Raw genomic sequence first — 17176 nt, 5'->3', positions numbered from 1 at the left:
CTGGCAGGGAAAAAAATAGTCTGTGTTACGGCAACGGTGATGATGTGTGACCAGTCCTGGTCGGGAAGCGGATCGACCACACCGCATGTGGCGACTCAGTATTGCAACAACCCTAACCACTTGTTTGAGGTAACCACCACGACCTGCGATATGGTAGCCGGAGGCGGCAGTTTTGGCGCCGGCGCCGGACAATACTCCGGTGGGGACGGTATGGGCGGTACCGGAGGTGGCGGCGGTGATGGCGAACCCGGAAATGATGATGAACTGACACCGCCGAATCCTTGTCCGCGTTGTCCTGATTTTACAACGGTGCCGGTGTTGGAAGATGATCCTACAGTACCTTCAGCACCTCCCACACCTTGTTATCATTTAAAAAGATTGACCGATAATCCGTCTGTTAAGCTATCTTTTGCGACACTTGAAGCAAGAAAAAATCAACCGGGCGAGTGGGGATTTGCCTTTAGAAATTTTGACAGTACTTCTACTTCTATTATGGCACCAACAGTTATAGAGGCATCCAGTCAGAATCCTAATATATTAAACATGGCAGCTTATATCGGAGGGAATTATATAGGAGCAGCACATACCCATCCTCCTCCGTCTTTTGGATATTATCCTATGTTTAGTTTTGATGATCTTGAATATTTAATGAGAGTAGCGCTTAAACATAATAATGGAGGCCAACCCAAAGACTGGACCCAATATGTATTAACACTGACTACTTATGATGGTGTTTTCGCTATAAAAATTAAAGATCCTTTGAAGTTTTACACTAATTTTAACCTGAAAAGGGCATTCATAGAAAATCAGATTGAAAAGGAGTATCGTAAAATAAAGCCTGGAGGAAACATGGATAAATTCAAACTGGCGTTATTAAAAATTATTGAAGATTTTGACTTAGGAATGGGGTTATACGAAGCAACTGATAATGTTACTAAGTGGGGTGAATTGGAAAATATTAAAGGCAAGCCTAATTTGAAACCATGTTAAGAATAATTCTTATTTAATATTCATAAAAATGAAAAAATATATTTATTTAATACTTGTCCTAATCAGTTTAAACATTTTTGCACAAACACCAATTATTGGTATATATGAGGCTGAATACTATGGAGGAGTAGCTGGCGCATATTATAAGGATATTGGTGGATTCCACAACCAATATGTTGGTACCTGGGTTTACACAAACAGCAATACAACATTTAAGATTACGTTTGTGAAAAAAAATAGTTTTCATGTAACGAATGACGTTAGAGACTATTATGCGGATTTTCTTATTGGAGAATTTCAGTACATTGATAATGGAGTTGAAAAGGTAAATACACTGTCGTATATTAACCAATCACACAGTAATATATTTGACTACAATCTTGTCAGTGTTGTGCCCTATGATAAGTCCATTTATCCTCTTTGTCCTGAATGCAGTGAGAATGAATTACGCTTATTAATGCGTTTTAACGAACCTTCCCGTAGAAATATTTGGGGAGGTATAAGTAATAAGTTTGTGATTAGAAGATTTATGCAAAACGGACAAGAAAAATTAAAAGTTCAATTTGTTTATACCGGTAATGGGCTTGAATCCTTGAATACTATAGATGGACCTCCAGCAAATGTAAATAGCTTTAGTGTTCCTTATGGAGAATATATTTTAGTAAAACAGCCGTAATGAAAGTATCTATATACAGTCTGATATTTGTATGTACTATATTTAATATTTATCCTCAAACGCCAATAATTGATATGTATGGTAATGAAAAATTTGGAGGTACTGAAGGAGCTTATTACAAAGATGTCAACGGATTTAACGACCAATATGTAGGCACTTGGCTTTATTCAAATGATGGTAACTCTTTCAAAATAACCTTTGTTAAAAAACTAATGTTTTATAATGTTACTGGTCCTAAAAATTATTATGAGGATTATTTAATTGGAGAATACCAATATATTGAGAATGGAGTTGAAAAAGTAAATACCCTTTCAAATTTGAACAATTCTTTTACGGATATTACAGATTATAATCTTTATTCTCAAGCAAGAATTTTTAAATCAACTTATCCATTATGCCCTGAATGCGGAGAAGACGAAAGAAGATTATTATTGAATTTTAATGAGCCCAGCAGGAGAAATATTTGGAATGGAATAAGTAATAAATTTGTTATTAGAACATTTGACGGACAAACAAAGCTTAAAGTTCAATTTGTTTATACCGGTAATGGACTTGAAATATTAAATTCTTTTGACGGACCTCCAGCAAATGTAAATAGCTTTAGTGTACCTTATGGAGAATATGTTTTGATAAAACAACCGTAATGAAAAAGATAATTCCATTACTATCACTATTGGCTTTTCAGTTCTGTGCTGTTAAGCCGGAAATAGAAGTGAAATTAAAGGAGTATTATACTACAGATAATCAACATGGTAAGAACTTTATATGTTATTATAAAGACGTAAATAATTATTTTACCCCATTTATAGGTACATGGACCTATATAGACGGTGATAAAACTTTTGTGGTAAAGCTTTTAAAAGAAACAAAGGTGCCTTATCTCTCCAAAAAGCCAAAAATGTATCGAGATGAAATAAATGGTCATTATAAAATGATTCAAAATTACAGACAACCTAATGAAACTGTTTTATATACCTCACAAATTAATATTGGCACTTCAATTACACCTTGGCAAACCGTTATTCTTGCTTCAGCTATAAATAATAATATAATGAGCGGAGTTATTTTTGATGTTGTAGGGGTTTTAAATACGTCCTATCCAACTGGAGTAAGAGGACAGTTAGTAATGACTATAAATGATTTTACAAATCCTTTAACTGCACATTGGAAAGTAACTTTACCTATGGGTATGCGGGGAACAGATGAACCAACAACTTTCACAATACCAACCGATATAATATTGACTAAAGTGAATTAGTAACGATGGGAATCTATGTAGCAATTATTTAAGGGCAGGAATGAGTATAAATATTATGTTGTGAATGGTGTCAAGAAGTTAAAAGTAGGATTGCCTGACAGGAAGCGGTAATGTTACAGCCTCACAGAACAATCTCTTTTGAAGCGATTATACAAAAATCGGATAGGTTATAAAAACAAAATCGGGGCAATTGCCCCGATTTTAATATTATTTTACCAACTTCCGCCGGCACCGCCGCCGCTAAATCCGCCACCGCCGAAGCCGCCACCGAATCCACCGCCGCCAAAACCGCCACCGGAGCTTCCTCCTCCAAAACCGCCGCCACCGCCGCGACCCATACTGCTCAGGATAATGATATCCAGGATGCTTGGTCCGCCGTTAAAGCCGCCGTTTCCACCACCGCCACGATTGTTTTTACTACGGGCAATAATGATAATAATGATGATGACAACGAAAATAAAAAAGAAAATACCACCGATACCGCTGTTCGACTGATCGGGTTTGCGGGTGCCTTTATATTTTCCTTTCAGTACCTCAATGATGGTATCTGTTCCTTTGTCTAAACCGTTGTAATAACTACCCGCTTTAAACTCCGGAATAATAACATTACGCGTGATTTCACCCACTATACCGGCTGTTAAGCGGTCTTCTACGCCATAACCCGGAGAAATCCAGATACGGCGCTCCTTTTGAGCCAGCAGGATAAAAACACCATTGTCTTCCTTCGCCTGTCCGATGCCCCATTGCTGTGCCCATTTTGGCGTCAGGATACCGATGTCCTCTCCCTGCAGGGAAGCAATCGTAACCACAACGATTTGTGTGGAAGTGGAATCCGAATACCGAACGAGTTTTTCTTCCAGACTTTGCTTTTCCTGCGGACGCAGCATATTGGCATAATCGTAAACACTCGTTTGTAAACTCGGTTTTTCCGGGATATTAAATTGTGCAGCAACCGGCTGCAGTAGTAAAAAAAGTACCGGCAGCAACAGGTTTCTGATGATTTTTGAAATAAAATGTGTCATTTATCCTTTGGATATTTCGTTCGATAATTCATTGGTATCGTCACTTTCAAAAGGAAAATATTTTTTCAAACGTTCTCCGGCTCTTATGATACCATCCACAAGACCTTCTTTGTATCGTTTGTTTTTGAAATGTTCAATTACAATGTCTTTGGTGCAGTCCCAAAAATCGTCTTCCACCATATTGTGAATACCTTCATCCCCAATGATAGCAAAAGTATGATCGGATACTCCCACATAAAACAATACGCCGTTACGGGCTTTTGTCTGATCCATGCCTAAAGTATAAAAAACCTCCTGAGCCCTTTCGAGCGGAGGTTTTTCAGTATGATTTTCGATATGAACCCTAATCTCGCCGGAAGTGTTTAATTCTGCAAGCTGAATGGCATTTACAATGGCATTCTCCTCATCGGCGGTTAGAAAATCTTCGGTTACAGACATGTGTTAGAATTTTACTTCAACAGGTTTCTCTGCACCTTCAACAGCATTGAAATAAGCTTTTTCCTTAAAGCCGAATATCCCGGCAAAAATGCTGTTAGGGAATGTTTTGATATGGCTGTTATACGCTTTAACCGATTCGTTAAAACGGGTTCTTGCCGTTAGGATCTGATTTTCAGTACTGGCTAATTCGTCCTGTAATTTCAGGAAGTTTTGGTTTGCTTTTAAATCAGGATACTGCTCTACAGTTACCAGTAAACGGGATAAAGCCGAAGAAACACCGCTTTGTGCTTTGTTGAACTCTGCTAATTGTTCCGGTGTAATGTTGGAAGGATCAATGGTTGTTTTCGTAGCTTCCGAACGTGCTTTGATCACTGCTTCCAATGTGCTTTTTTCGAAATCGGCAGCACCTTTTACTGTGTTAACAAGGTTGCCGATAAGGTCGTTTCTTCTTTGGTAAGAAGTCTGTACATTACCCCATGCTTCTTTGGAAGTCTCATCCAGAGTTACAGCAGTGTTATTGATGCCTTTTGCCCAGCTGTATAGAATAACGATGATTACAACAATTATACCTACGGGAATTAACCATTTTTTCATATTTCTCTAAGTTTAAAGTTTTTTATTGTTTTAAGTGATTATTTTTTATTTGTTCCGGCAGACGAAGTCACCACCTCATTTGCCCATTGCCTTTTACTCATTGCCCCTTGCTTATTACCTTCCCCCAACTACAACTCATTTTTCATATTACCAAGCTGTACTTTGATTGCTTCTAATTTACGAATGATTTCGAATTTATCGAGTGTTTTTTTCTGCCCTTCCTTTAAATGAATTTTGGCACCTTCCAGTGTAAAACCTCTTTCTTTTACCAGATGGTAAATTAGCTGCAGGTTTTTAACGTCTTCCGGGGTAAACATCCGGTTGCCTTTAGCGTTCTTTTTGGGTTTCAGAATATCGAATTCTTTATCCCAAAAACGAATTAGCGATGCATTCACATCAAATGCCTTGGCAAGTTCGCCTATACTGTAATATCTTTTTTCAGGTAAGTCTAAATGCATTAGTCGAGCGATTGATTTTCTTGATTAGCTAATTGTGAAATTAAAACATATTCTTTGGCAGATATCGAACCGTAATAGAAATTTAACGGATTGACCACTTCACCGTTTTTGTGAACCTCATAGTGTAAATGGGGAGCTTCCGAACGTCCGGTACTGCCCACATAGCCTATAATATCCCCTCTTTTAACGCGCTGCCCCGGTCGTACATTGTATTTGCTTAAATGGGCATACAGTGTTTCATAGCCATAGCCGTGGGTTACTTCAATATGATTTCCGTAACCGGATAACGAATTGTCTGCTCTTTTTACCACGCCGTCACCGGTAGCAAAAATAGGCGTGCCGGTTTTAGCGGAAAAATCCATTCCGGCGTGAAACTTACGCACTTTTGTAAACGGGTCGCTTCGGTATCCGAAACCGGAAGCCATATGCTTCAAATCTTCATTTTTAACCGGCTGTATGGCAGGAATAGCCGATAATAACTTTTCCTTGTCTTTGGCCAGTTTTAATATTTCATCCAGTGAACGGGACTGAATTACCAATTGTTTGGTAATAACATCCACCCGTTTGGTCGTATTCAGGACCAGTTCCGAATTGTTAAAACCTTCCAGTGCCTTATAGCGGTTAATTCCGCCAAAACCGGCTCTGCGTTGTTCGTCGGGTATCGGCGAGCTGTTAAAATAAACACGATACAAATTGTTGTCACGTTCTTCCAGATCACTTAAAACCTCGTCCAACTGATCCATTTTTTTATTTAGAATGGAATAATTAATCTTTAAATTTTCTATTTCCCTTGCCTGTAACTTGTCCTTTGGTGTTTCAAAAAACGGCGTATTGATCAGGACAATAAAACACAAAAAACCGAATAAAGCAGCGGAAACAATAAACAGTCCTGCATACCCTAAACGACGTCCTTTTTTAGGTTTTATTTTCTGATAGGCTAATTTTTCAGAATCGTAATAATATTTTACCTTCGACATTTTCTAAAATATGCTATTTTTGCACCTTATAAAAAGTTAAATGGCAACCTTTTGTAAGGTTAGACGAACAAATTTAATAAATGTTTCATTAAATTGTTTTTTTGTAGGGAAACATTTAGCTTATTTGTTGGTAGTTAGGGTAGGGTATGTTAAGTGTAAGTTCATGATAACGAGGATGCCCGGCATGGAAAAGCCTTATTTAACGGTTGTAAATAAATTAATAAAATACGGGCGAAAAGCAATTCGCATCAATAATAAATGCAGTATATGAAATCACAAGACGTCAGAAAACAGTTTCTCGACTTTTTTCAAAGCAAAGGACACTTGATTGTGCCTTCGGCTCCTATCGTTTTAAAAGACGATCCTACTTTGATGTTTAACAATTCCGGAATGGCTCAGTTTAAAGAGTTTTTTCTTGGAAACGGAACACCAAAAAGCGCCCGTATAGCCGATACACAAAAATGTCTGCGTGTATCCGGCAAGCACAATGACCTGGAAGAGGTGGGTATCGATACATACCACCACACCATGTTTGAGATGTTGGGGAACTGGAGTTTTGGAGATTACTTTAAAAAAGAAGCGATTAACTGGGCTTGGGAATTACTGACAGAAGTTTACAAAATCGATAAAGACATCTTGTATGTTACCGTTTTTGAAGGCAGTAAAGAAGAAAACGTGCCTTTCGACCAGGAAGCGTATGATATCTGGAAAACCCTAATTGCAGAAGACAGGATCTTATTGGGAAATAAGAAAGATAACTTCTGGGAAATGGGAGATCAGGGACCATGCGGACCATGTACGGAAATTCACGTCGATATCCGTTCGGCGGAAGAAAAAGCATTGGTTCCCGGTAAAGACCTGGTAAATGCCGATCACCCGCAGGTAGTGGAAATCTGGAACAACGTATTCATGGAATTCAACCGTAAAGCGGACGGATCCTTAGAAAAATTACCGGCACAGCACGTGGATACCGGAATGGGATTTGAACGTTTGTGTATGGTATTGCAGAACGTGAAATCCAATTATGATACGGATGTTTTTACGCCGCTTATCCAAAAAATTGAAAGCCTTACCGGTGGAAAATATACAATTAAAGCTAAAGACGAGGAAGAAGAGAAAGTTAATATCGCGATCCGTGTTATTGCCGATCATGTACGTGCGGTAGCGTTTGCAATTGCTGACGGACAATTGCCGTCCAATAACGGAGCCGGTTATGTGATTCGCCGTATTTTACGTCGTGCGATTCGTTATGCCTTTACTTTCCTGAACAAAAAAGAACCGTTCATTTACGAACTGGTAGCGGTATTAAGCGACCAGATGGGGGCTTTCTTCCCGGAAATCACCTCTCAAAAAGGATTGGTTACCAATGTGATTAAAGAAGAAGAAGCTTCTTTCCTGAAAAAGTTGGATCTGGGATTGCAATTATTGGAAAATGTAATTGCAGGAACGGAAGGAATCATCGTTTCCGGAGCAAAAGCATTTGAATTATACGATACTTTTGGTTTCCCGATCGATTTAACAGCCTTGATTTTAAGAGAAAGAGGTTATAATCTTGACGAGGCCGGATTTGATGCAGCCATGCTGGAGCAAAAAACACGTTCCCGTGCCGCTTCAGAAGTTTCAACAGACGACTGGACTATATTAGTAGAAGGTAATATTGAAACATTTGTTGGATATGACCAAACGGAAAATGACGTGAAAATCACCCGTTTCCGTAAAGTAGACAGTAAAAAAGATGGTAAATTATACCAGTTAGTGTTAGATAACACCCCGTTCTATCCGGAAGGAGGAGGACAGGTTGGTGATAAAGGTGTTTTGGTCTCGGCAAACGAAACGATTGAGATCGTGGATACTAAAAAAGAAAACAACCTGATTTTACATTTTGCGACCACACTGCCGGAAAATGTGAACGCTACCTTTGTAGCGAAAGTAAACAACGATTTGCGCTTACATTCGGCAAGCAATCACTCGGCAACACACTTGTTGCACCAGGCATTGCGTTCTATATTGGGAACACATGTGGAGCAAAATGGATCGTTGGTAGCGCCAAATTATTTGCGTTTTGACTTTTCACACTTTGCAAAAGTAACCGATGAAGAATTGAAACAGGTTGAAGATTTTGTAAATGCAAGAATTCAGGAGCAACTGCCGTTAATTGAAAGAAGAAACATTCCTTTTGCGCAGGCAATTGAGGAAGGTGCTATGGCTTTGTTCGGTGAAAAATACGGCGATAATGTTCGTGCGATTAAATTTGGCGACAGTATGGAGTTGTGCGGTGGAATCCACGTGAAGAATACGGCAGATATCTGGCAGTTTAAAATTACCAGTGAAGGAGCTGTTGCTGCAGGAATCAGACGTATTGAAGCGATTACAAACGATGCTGTAAAAGCGTTCTATGCTTCACAGGAAAATACGCTGAAAGAGATCAAAGAAAAGTTGAAGAATCCGCAGGATACAATTAAAGCGGTGGTTTCTTTACAGGATGAAAATGCCAAACTGAAAAAACAGGTTGAAGCTTTGTTAAAAGAAAAAGCGAAAAACTTAAAAGGAGAACTAATTTCCGAAATACAGGAAATCAATGGAGTGAAATTCTTGGCAAAACAGGTTGACCTGGATCCGAACGGAGCAAAAGACCTGGCTTATGAACTGGGGAACATCGGAACAAATCTGTTCCTTTTACTGGCTACAGCCGAAGAAGGGAAACCGATGCTGACCTGTTATATTTCTAAAGAACTGGTTGCCGAAAAAGGATTGAATGCCGGTTTAGTGGTTCGCGAACTTGGAAAATATATCCAGGGCGGCGGCGGCGGACAGCCGTTCTTTGCAACTGCCGGTGGTAAAAATCCGGGAGGAATCAACGAAGCTTTGGAAAAAGCAATTGACTATGTAAAATAGACAGAACCTAAATAAGATAGAGAACCCAAAGTAATTTTGCTTTGGGTTTTTTATTTAAAGCGGGACATTCTTCAAATAATAAAATCCCTAAGTTTGTAAAAAACAAACGGATCATGCAGTTCAGAACCCAAATACCTGTTTTAAAAAGTAAAAATCCAATAGATTATACTTCCGCAGTAGTGTCTTTAGGTTCCTGTTTTGCGGTCAATATGAGTGAGAAACTCGACTATTTTAAGTTTCAGCATTACTGCAATCCGTTTGGAATACTGTTTCATCCGCTCGCCATTGAAAAACTGATTGACGTTGCTGTTTTCAGGAAAGAATTTACAGCAGAAGATGTCTTTTTTCATAACGAACAGTGGCATACATTCGACGGGCATTCCGATTTGAGTGAAACCGATCGGGAAGTGCTGCTTCAGAACCTGAATGCTATTGCCGCAACAGCGCATGATAAAATAGCGGCAGCAACCCACGTTATAATCACTCTGGGAACGGCCTGGGTGTATCGAAAAACAGAAGATGGTAAAATAGTGGCGAATTGTCATAAAGTCCCGCAAAAGCAATTTAATAAAGAATTATTGGGTATTCCGGCTATAAAAGAAAGTCTTGCCGGTATTATCTCGAAAATTCACCGGCTGAATCCGGAGGCGCAGCTCATTTTTACCGTGTCGCCGGTGCGCCATATTAAAGATGGTTTTACGGAAAACCAATGGAGTAAAGCGAATCTGATCACTGCGATTCACCAGACCATAGCCGAATTTTCGGAAGAAGCCGTTTTTATAGACTATTTCCCGAGTTATGAGATCATGATGGACGAACTACGCGATTATCGCTTTTATGCAGAGGATATGATCCATCCCAATGCGGTAGCGATAGAATATATCTGGAAGCGTTTTTCTGAAAGCAGGATTGCCGAAACCGCTTATCCTGTAATGGATGAGGTGGAAAGCATCCGGAAAGGACTGGCACACCGCTCTTTTAATCCCGATTCGGAACAACATGCAAAGTTTTTAAAAAATCTACAGCTAAAGATTGCTACATTAGCAGTACAATATCCCAATATCACTTTTTAATATGGCAAGGAAAACATCGGACGAAACGAATATCAAAAACATGCTGGTTCCGGTAGTGCAGGCACTGGCGCGTTCCGGAAAAATAATCTACCTGCTGATTTTTATAATCATCGGGTTTGTGATTTATAAGTTTGTGACTTCCGAAAAGGCAACAACCACTACGGAATACAATACCGACCTGATCCAGCAGCAAATCAGGAATGTGGGGAAACTGGTGGTGACCGAAGGGCATTATGCGCAGGTAATGACCTATAAAGACCAGCAAAAATACCTGATGGATTTGCTGACATTTGAAAAGAAAGCGCTGATTATCATTAATGCCGATGTTACGGTAGCCTATGATTTACGGCAGATAAAATATGATATAGACGAAAAAAATAAAACAATTACCATTCTGAATATTCCGAAAGAAGAAATAAAAATCAGTCCCGATATTCAGTTTTATGATGTAGATCAAAGCCGAATGAATCCGTTTACAGGCGATGATTATAACAAGATTAATAAAAAAGTAAAAGCCGATCTGGCTCAGAAAATTGAAAAATCAGCATTAAAAACGAATGCTAAAAACCGCCTGATCAGTGAGCTTTCGAAACTATTGATCCTGACCAATTCGATGGGTTGGAAACTGGAATATGAAAACCGGGTTCTGGATAACGAACAGGCGATAGGAGAGCAGCTTAAATTATAAAAACAAAACCCGCATAAAGCGGGTTTGTTTTTTTATGATAAGCATACATTCGGACGGTCTAACGTAATGACTTCGTCAATGTTGTATTCGTCAAATAAATCCAGTAAGGCATCGGCACCTTCAGTCATTTTGTATTCCATTTCTTCTTTATACAAAGGTACCAGAGCATAGAAGTTAATCAGGTTGCCGTCTTCGGCCTTAAATTGTAAAAACTCCTCATTAAAGCTAACATAAGGCGGAAGTACCATCATGCATCCTAAACGGGTGTTTTCGGCAAAAGGATAAGCCTCTTCTCCGTTCGGAATTGTATGTCCGTAGCCAACCCAGGTGTTGTATTGATGCGGTAAGCGGGCAATCAGTTTTAAAAAATGGACCGGCCAGTAATTTTTGTCATCCTCAAAATCTTCATCACTGATTTTCCAGTCAGCCGGAAGAATAACCATTAATTCGCCATACTGCCAGTTTTCTTTTCCTTCAATTCCATCCGGAAGATGCATCGGTTTGTCACTCATACCGGAAGTAATCAGTACATTGTAAGGATAATCCGCTGTAGGTTTGATCCAAAGAACATCTATATGAACAAATTCGGAAATTATTTCGTGAAAAACCAGGTGAACATCCCCGATATGGTTTTCTAAATGTGCTGTGATTTCGTCTAAATAGCGACAGCTGCTGGCCACTCGGGAATCGTCACTTTCCTGGGTATGCCGGTAAATAGGATTGCCTTTTGCATCATAATCTTGTTCCTGGTTCATGAGTTGGTGTTTTAAAAATTATAGCCAACAATATAAGAAAAGTAACAGGAAATGAAAAAAAGATTCGTGTTAAATTAAGGCTGTTCGGATGTTTTTATAGCAGCAATGCTGTTACAGTTTGCTGTTCAGACTGCTCCAGCCGCCACCGTTCAGGGCTTCAATGCCGTGCTGTTTTAGGATAGTGGCAGCCTGTGCGCTCCGCATTCCGGAATGGCAGCAGGTAATGACCGGTTTGCCCAGCTTTTTGATATCCTGGATTTTGCCGGCAATAGCATTGAGCGGAATGTTTTTAGCGTTTGTAATATGTCCTTCGGCAAATTCACCGGGAGTTCTCACATCAATGATAATTGCTCCTTTGGCAATAAACGCTTTAATGTTTTCCGATTTGTTTCCAAAACCTAATATATCTAAAAGTCCCATAACTTTAATTTTTATCAAAGGTATGGGACTTGCTAAAATATGGTTGTAACAATTGTTACTGATTTGTATTATTTGTTTACGTTTTCGCTTTCGAAAATAAGCTCCAGTCCGCCGGATATTAAATGGGCAACTTCCGGACGTACCGTTTTTAGTTGTTCCAGATAGGAAACAACAGCCGTTTCCAAAGCGTGATTGTTGTTTTTATGAGCCAGTTCGGCAATTTCTACCGCTAACAGCCAGTCCTTTGGATGATCGGCTTTTAACGTTTCAAATACTGATTGTAAGGTATCCGGAGCATTGTTGTCGCGAATGGCTCTTACACTATGGTACAACTCTTCCAGTTTAATTCTTTCCGGTGTTTTTTGCGCCTTAATGGTTTTTGAGGTCGGAACATGTGTGATCAGGTCAAAGCTGTGCACATCGGCCGGTCCTGAAAAAGCGGAAATCGCTTCTTTTCCGACAGCCATATCATAAATGCCCCATTCCGGCTGGAATAAAACAGTGTCTTTATGGGTTACGGTACAGTTTTTAAAGCTGATGGTGATGATTTTGCCCTGTAAATTACGGGAACCGGTAATGATTTCCCCGGAAACGGTAATGTCTCCTTCAAATTCCAGGGTAACGGTTTCTCCTTCAAAAATAGCATACGCTCTTAAATCTCTCGGACTCATGTCCTCAATAGCAAGATTGATGCCTTTTAATTTTCCGATCGGGCTTCCGAAACCTTCGGCATGATAAGCGGTGCTGTGGCCTACTAATTCTTTTTCTCTATAGGAAAGTGCCGTTTGGCCGGTTGTCTGGATATAAACCGGTTTTCCTTCGTGTTCGATGACGTTGGTAAACACTCCTGAAATCTGAATTCCGGTGCTTAGTTCTACCGTTCCCAATGCTTTGGAATGGATCAATTTCCGGATTCCGGATAATCCGCCGGTACGCAAGGCCATTTTGTTTGCAAACTCTTCCAGAACAAGGCTCAAAAGTGCAAAATCGGGTGTTACATACAGTTGCGGCTGCGGTTTTGTAATGTCGAAACTTTGGTTGGCTGCAGAGATATCATACGGGATTTTCTTTACATTATCGGTCATACACCAGGCGCTTTCCCCGATAGAGGATAAAAGTCCGGCGCCGTAAATTTTAGGGTTTTCAACAGTTCCGATCAAACCGTATTCCACTGTCCACCAGTGCAGGTTCCGGATCTGTGCCATTTCCGATAATTCGCCCATATCGTTTTGCAGTTCGTCAACACGTTTTTCGGCAGCTTCAATTTCATCCTGAGGAGTACCTTCGGCTTCTTTTAAAATGGAAAGCAGACGAATGGCTTCATACATTTCGTAATCTCTTGCAGAGGAAATGGCTTTAGAGCCTATTTCTCCAAAACGGCGCAGGTATTCTGCATATTCCGGATTGGCGATAATGGGTGCATGTCCGGCTCCTTCGTGGATGATATCCGGTGCCGGGGTATATTCTATATGTTCTAACTGACGGATGTCGGAGGCAATAACCAATACGTTATAAGCCTGAAATTCCATAAAGGCATTTGGCGGAATAAATCCGTCAACAGCTACTGCTGCCCAGCCTATTTCTTTAAGGATACGGTTCATTCCGTACATGTTGGGGATGCTCTCGATGGAAATCCCAGTTTGGCGTAAGCCGTCCAGATAAGAACTGTGGGCTACTTTTCCTAAATAATCCACATTTTTACGCATCACATAGCGCCATACAGCCTGATTAATCGGAGTATATTCGTCATAATCCTGCGGTTTGATAAACTGCTGTAAGTGTTTCGGTAATCTTTCTAGTAACGGATTCGTTTCAAACGATGCATTCATGATTCTTTATTGTTGCTGTTTGCTGTAAAATTACGAAATCTTTAGGGAGTTAGCAATTGGAATTTCAAATCGGCGGTTATATTTGGTTATTTTTAATGTATTCTATTTTATGATGGAACATTTCTGCCATTTTAGCAGCTCTTTGCTTGGCTTCGTCTGCAACAGGTCCGGTAAATAAAGCATCGGTTGTTCCGGTAAAGAGTTGTATCCAGCGGTTAAAATGGTTGCTGCCTACCGGTAAAAAGGCATGCGGCGGAAAAGGCCTGCCGGAATAAGTGTGGTTGTCCAGCAGTACGGTTTCCCAGAACTGATACATTTTTGCCAGATGTTCCGGCCAGCGATCCTGTATTTTTTCATTGAAAACAGGGCCGATCAAAGTATCCTGCTGTACTTTTTCGTAAAAGGTGTCCACCAGCTTTTTGATGTCTTCCAGTGTGCTAATGTCTTTCATGATGTTTGAATAAAAAAAGCCTACGCAAAGGTAGGCTTGTAGTGCTTATGATAAGCCGGTAAATTATTTTTTTTGTGGCGGAAACTGCATCAGGATTTTCGTAACGAATTCATTGATGCGTTCCTCTTTTTTTTCACGGTTCTGAGTCAGTACTCCGGTTCCGGTTCCCTGCCAGATCAATTCATTTTTACGGGCATCGATGATGTCGATATACAGCGTGCCTTCGGTGGTGGTACTCACGGAGCTGTAAGTAGGGCCCCAGCCGTATCCCCAGCCCCAGCCACCACCATAACCCCATCCGGCGTTAAATTGGTTTACGCTGACCTGTTCTCTGGATTTGGTAAAAATATTTACCAGAAGTTCCGGCTGGTCACTTTTGCTGAATCCTTTTGCCGAGAGCTGATTGTCTATGGCGCGAAGGATGCGTTTTTTATCTAAATCGGAAATTTCAACTTTGTCAATCCCGTCCTTATGAAAAGCGTATGTTTTGTATTGACTAAAGTCGGTTCGGTTATCAAAATCGGAAGCTACTCTTACGGAGCTGCAGGAGCTGATAACGAAGAGCAGTAGTATCGGAAGGATTTTTATAGCTTTCATAATTAATAGGTTTTATATTTAACTAAAGTAAGGTGTCATCTACGATATTCGGAATTGTCACTTTTAGTAAAGGCTGCGTTTCCATTGCTCTTTTAATTGCAAAAACGGCTCCTTCATTACGTGCCCAGCTTCTTCTGGCAATTCCATTGTTGACGTCCCAGAAAAGCATTGATTCCAAGCGTCTTGAAGCTTCTTTGGTACCATCAAGAACCATACCAAAACCACCGTTTATCACTTCTCCCCAGCCAACGCCGCCACCGTTGTGAATGGAAACCCAGGTAGCGCCACGGAAGCTGTCTCCGATCACGTTATGGATAGCCATATCGGCAGTGAAACGGGAACCGTCATAGATGTTTGAGGTTTCACGATAAGGAGAATCGGTACCGGATACATCATGGTGGTCACGTCCTAAAACAACATAGCCTATTTCGCCTTTGGCAATTGCCTGATTGAAGGCTTCTGCTATTTTGGCTCTTCCTTCTGCATCGGCATACAGGATACGTGCCTGTGATCCTACGACCAGTTTGTTTTCCTGAGCACCTTTGATCCAGCGGATATTGTCGGCCATCTGCTGTTGTATTTCTGCCGGAGCAGTTTTCATGATTTCTTCTAAAACCTCGCAGGCAATAGCATCTGTTTTGGCCAGATCTTCCGGTTTTCCGGAGGTACAAACCCAGCGGAAAGGCCCGAATCCATAATCGAAACACATTGGTCCCATAATGTCCTGAACATAGCTCGGGTATTTAAAGTCAATACCGTTTGGCGCCATAACATCGGCACCGGCTCTGGAGCTTTCCAGCAGGAAGGCGTTACCGTAGTCAAAGAAATAGGTTCCTTTTGCGGTGTGTTTGTTAATTGCTGCAGCATGTCTGCGTAATGTTTCCTGAACTTTTTCTTTGAATAATTCCGGATTGTTTGCCATCATGTCGTTTGCTTCTTCAAACGAAATCCCGGCCGGATAATAACCACCTGCCCAGGGGTTGTGTAAGGATGTCTGGTCGGATCCCAGGTCGATATATATGTTTTCGTCATGGAAACGTTCCCAAACGTCTACAACGTTGCCCAGATAGGCAATGGAAACCACTTCTTTATTTTCTTTTGCTATGCGAACGCGGGCTACCAAAGCATCAATGTCTTCGATAACTTCGTTAATCCAGCCCTGACTGTGGCGGATATGTGTTATTTTCGGGTTTACTTCGGCACAAACGGTAATGCATCCGGCGATATTACCGGCTTTAGGCTGCGCACCGCTCATTCCTCCCAATCCGGAGGTTACAAACAGTTTTCCTGCCAGATCTTCTCCGTTTTTGGCAATTTTTCTACCGGCATTCAATACGGTAATGGTGGTTCCGTGTACAATTCCCTGCGGACCGATATACATATAGCTGCCGGCTGTCATTTGCCCGTATTGGGTTACGCCTAAAGCGTTGAATTTTTCCCAGTCGTCCGGTTTGGAGTAATTAGGGATCATCATCCCGTTAGTGACAACCACCCGCGGTGCTTCTTTGTGGGAAGGGAATAATCCCATCGGATGTCCGGAATACATCACCAGCGTTTGTTCTTCGGTCATTTCTGCCAGATATTTCATCGTCAGGCGGTATTGTGCCCAGTTGCTGAAAACGGCTCCGTTTCCGCCATAGGTGATTAATTCGTGCGGATGTTGTGCCACAGCATAATCCAGGTTGTTCTGGATCATCAGCATGATGGCTTTTGCCTGCTCCGATTTTCCCGGATATTCCGAAATAGGGCGGGCATACATCCGGTAGTCAGGACGCAAACGGTACATGTAAATACGGCCGTATGTTTCTAATTCTTCCGAAAATTCTTTAATTAATTCTGCGTGATGTTTTGGTTCGAAGTAGCGCAGGGCATTTTTTAAAGCCAGCTTTTTTTCTTCGTCACTTAATATTTCTTTACGTTTGGGAGCGTGGTTAATAGTGCTCTCGTATGGTTTAGCCTGTGGTAAAACGGAAGGAATCCCTTCTAAAATTTGTTCTTGAAAAGTCATGATTGTTACTGCTTAGAATTGAAAAATAAATAAATTGAAGCGTTGCC

Annotated in this window: 18 protein-coding genes; 7 read left to right on the top strand and 11 right to left on the bottom strand. The window is 40.7% G+C overall.

Going from position 1 to position 17176, the window contains the following annotated elements; genetic code table 11:
• The 4 genes from BGO42_RS10380 to BGO42_RS10365 all read left to right on the top strand — a co-directional run.
• Positions 1–990 (top strand): hypothetical protein (locus BGO42_RS10380; RefSeq protein ID WP_286749214.1); only part of this gene is annotated, 990 nt, incomplete at its 5' end.
• Between the two features lie 28 nt (positions 991–1018).
• Positions 1019–1666, top strand: a complete 648-nt coding sequence (locus BGO42_RS10375; RefSeq protein ID WP_273244122.1) for a DUF6705 family protein — start codon at positions 1019–1021, stop codon at positions 1664–1666.
• Positions 1666–2310: a DUF6705 family protein gene (locus tag BGO42_RS10370; protein ID WP_273244120.1), complete on the top strand. Its 645-nt coding sequence runs from the start codon at positions 1666–1668 to the stop codon at positions 2308–2310. The genes BGO42_RS10375 and BGO42_RS10370 overlap by 1 nt, the downstream gene beginning before the upstream one ends.
• Positions 2310–2924 carry a DUF6705 family protein gene (locus tag BGO42_RS10365; RefSeq protein WP_273244119.1) on the top strand — a complete coding sequence of 205 codons (615 nt, stop codon included), beginning with the start codon at positions 2310–2312 and terminating at the stop codon, positions 2922–2924. Before BGO42_RS10370 ends, BGO42_RS10365 begins: the two co-directional genes overlap by 1 nt.
• Positions 2925–3136: 212 nt before the next feature.
• Here the strand turns inward: BGO42_RS10365 and BGO42_RS10360 are convergent, their stop codons facing one another.
• From BGO42_RS10360 to BGO42_RS10340, 5 genes are all read right to left on the bottom strand, one after another.
• Entirely contained in the window at positions 3137–3946 is an 810-nt protein-coding gene (locus BGO42_RS10360; protein ID WP_273244117.1) for a TPM domain-containing protein, read from the bottom strand.
• Entirely contained in the window at positions 3947–4384 is a 438-nt protein-coding gene (locus BGO42_RS10355) for a TPM domain-containing protein (protein WP_273244115.1), read from the bottom strand. It abuts the gene before it with no gap.
• Positions 4385–4387: 3 nt separating this feature from the next.
• On the bottom strand, positions 4388–4978 hold the full coding sequence (locus BGO42_RS10350) for a LemA family protein (RefSeq protein ID WP_177729937.1): 591 nt from the start codon (positions 4976–4978) through the stop codon (positions 4388–4390).
• 128 nt (positions 4979–5106) lie between these two features.
• On the bottom strand, positions 5107–5436 hold the full coding sequence (locus BGO42_RS10345) for a MerR family transcriptional regulator (protein ID WP_177729936.1): 330 nt from the start codon (positions 5434–5436) through the stop codon (positions 5107–5109).
• The gene (locus BGO42_RS10340; RefSeq protein WP_177729935.1) at positions 5436–6413 is read right to left on the bottom strand and encodes a M23 family metallopeptidase; all 978 of its coding nucleotides are present in this window, start codon (positions 6411–6413) and stop codon (positions 5436–5438) included. Before BGO42_RS10340 ends, BGO42_RS10345 begins: the two co-directional genes overlap by 1 nt.
• Positions 6414–6680: 267 nt before the next feature.
• On the opposite strand from BGO42_RS10340, the gene alaS reads away from it, so the two are divergent.
• The 3 genes from alaS (at position 6681) to BGO42_RS10325 (ending at position 11069) form a co-directional block, all read left to right on the top strand.
• Complete coding sequence (alaS, locus tag BGO42_RS10335) at positions 6681–9308, top strand: alanine--tRNA ligase (RefSeq protein ID WP_273244112.1); 2628 nt, start codon at positions 6681–6683, stop codon at positions 9306–9308.
• A 113-nt stretch (positions 9309–9421) separates the two neighbouring features.
• Entirely contained in the window at positions 9422–10381 is a 960-nt protein-coding gene (locus BGO42_RS10330) for a GSCFA domain-containing protein (protein ID WP_273244110.1), read from the top strand.
• 40 nt (positions 10382–10421) lie between these two features.
• Complete coding sequence (locus tag BGO42_RS10325) at positions 10422–11069, top strand: DUF4230 domain-containing protein (RefSeq protein WP_177736093.1); 648 nt, start codon at positions 10422–10424, stop codon at positions 11067–11069.
• Positions 11070–11101: 32 nt separating this feature from the next.
• Here BGO42_RS10325 and BGO42_RS10320 read toward each other — a convergent pair whose 3' ends face one another.
• From BGO42_RS10320 to hutU, 6 genes are all read right to left on the bottom strand, one after another.
• The gene (locus BGO42_RS10320; protein ID WP_273244108.1) at positions 11102–11824 is read right to left on the bottom strand and encodes a suppressor of fused domain protein; all 723 of its coding nucleotides are present in this window, start codon (positions 11822–11824) and stop codon (positions 11102–11104) included.
• A 111-nt stretch (positions 11825–11935) separates the two neighbouring features.
• Entirely contained in the window at positions 11936–12244 is a 309-nt protein-coding gene (locus BGO42_RS10315; RefSeq protein ID WP_177729930.1) for a rhodanese-like domain-containing protein, read from the bottom strand.
• 68 nt (positions 12245–12312) lie between these two features.
• Positions 12313–14073: an aromatic amino acid hydroxylase gene (locus BGO42_RS10310; RefSeq protein WP_273244106.1), complete on the bottom strand. Its 1761-nt coding sequence runs from the start codon at positions 14071–14073 to the stop codon at positions 12313–12315.
• A gap of 76 nt (positions 14074–14149) precedes the next feature.
• Complete coding sequence (locus BGO42_RS10305; RefSeq protein ID WP_273244135.1) at positions 14150–14527, bottom strand: group III truncated hemoglobin; 378 nt, start codon at positions 14525–14527, stop codon at positions 14150–14152.
• A gap of 60 nt (positions 14528–14587) precedes the next feature.
• On the bottom strand, positions 14588–15121 hold the full coding sequence (locus BGO42_RS10300; protein ID WP_273244104.1) for a DUF4136 domain-containing protein: 534 nt from the start codon (positions 15119–15121) through the stop codon (positions 14588–14590).
• Positions 15122–15143: 22 nt separating this feature from the next.
• Entirely contained in the window at positions 15144–17129 is a 1986-nt protein-coding gene (hutU, locus tag BGO42_RS10295; RefSeq protein ID WP_273244103.1) for a urocanate hydratase, read from the bottom strand.
• Positions 17130–17176: the final 47 nt, after the last annotated feature.

This window comes from Flavobacterium sp. 40-81, assembly GCF_001898245.1.
Classification (GTDB): Bacteria; Bacteroidota; Bacteroidia; order Flavobacteriales; family Flavobacteriaceae; genus Flavobacterium; species Flavobacterium inviolabile.
Note: the sequence above shows the minus strand (reverse complement) of the source record. Positions and strands in the feature narration are given on the sequence as shown.

Bases quoted from the DNA above. Each gene is read 5' to 3' on its own strand.
- BGO42_RS10375 (WP_273244122.1), top strand. From the start codon at position 1,019: ATGAAAAAATATATTTATTTAATACTTGTCCTAATCAGTTTAAACATT.
- BGO42_RS10370 (WP_273244120.1), top strand. From the start codon at position 1,666: ATGAAAGTATCTATATACAGTCTGATATTTGTATGTACTATATTTAAT.
- BGO42_RS10365 (WP_273244119.1), top strand. From the start codon at position 2,310: ATGAAAAAGATAATTCCATTACTATCACTATTGGCTTTTCAGTTCTGT.
- BGO42_RS10360 (WP_273244117.1), bottom strand. From the start codon at position 3,946: ATGACACATTTTATTTCAAAAATCATCAGAAACCTGTTGCTGCCGGTA.
- BGO42_RS10355 (WP_273244115.1), bottom strand. From the start codon at position 4,384: ATGTCTGTAACCGAAGATTTTCTAACCGCCGATGAGGAGAATGCCATT.
- BGO42_RS10350 (WP_177729937.1), bottom strand. From the start codon at position 4,978: ATGAAAAAATGGTTAATTCCCGTAGGTATAATTGTTGTAATCATCGTT.
- BGO42_RS10345 (WP_177729936.1), bottom strand. From the start codon at position 5,436: ATGCATTTAGACTTACCTGAAAAAAGATATTACAGTATAGGCGAACTT.
- BGO42_RS10340 (WP_177729935.1), bottom strand. From the start codon at position 6,413: ATGTCGAAGGTAAAATATTATTACGATTCTGAAAAATTAGCCTATCAG.
- alaS (WP_273244112.1), top strand. From the start codon at position 6,681: ATGAAATCACAAGACGTCAGAAAACAGTTTCTCGACTTTTTTCAAAGC.
- BGO42_RS10330 (WP_273244110.1), top strand. From the start codon at position 9,422: ATGCAGTTCAGAACCCAAATACCTGTTTTAAAAAGTAAAAATCCAATA.
- BGO42_RS10325 (WP_177736093.1), top strand. From the start codon at position 10,422: ATGCTGGTTCCGGTAGTGCAGGCACTGGCGCGTTCCGGAAAAATAATC.
- BGO42_RS10320 (WP_273244108.1), bottom strand. From the start codon at position 11,824: ATGAACCAGGAACAAGATTATGATGCAAAAGGCAATCCTATTTACCGG.
- BGO42_RS10315 (WP_177729930.1), bottom strand. From the start codon at position 12,244: ATGGGACTTTTAGATATATTAGGTTTTGGAAACAAATCGGAAAACATT.
- BGO42_RS10310 (WP_273244106.1), bottom strand. From the start codon at position 14,073: ATGAATGCATCGTTTGAAACGAATCCGTTACTAGAAAGATTACCGAAA.
- BGO42_RS10300 (WP_273244104.1), bottom strand. From the start codon at position 15,121: ATGAAAGCTATAAAAATCCTTCCGATACTACTGCTCTTCGTTATCAGC.
- hutU (WP_273244103.1), bottom strand. From the start codon at position 17,129: ATGACTTTTCAAGAACAAATTTTAGAAGGGATTCCTTCCGTTTTACCA.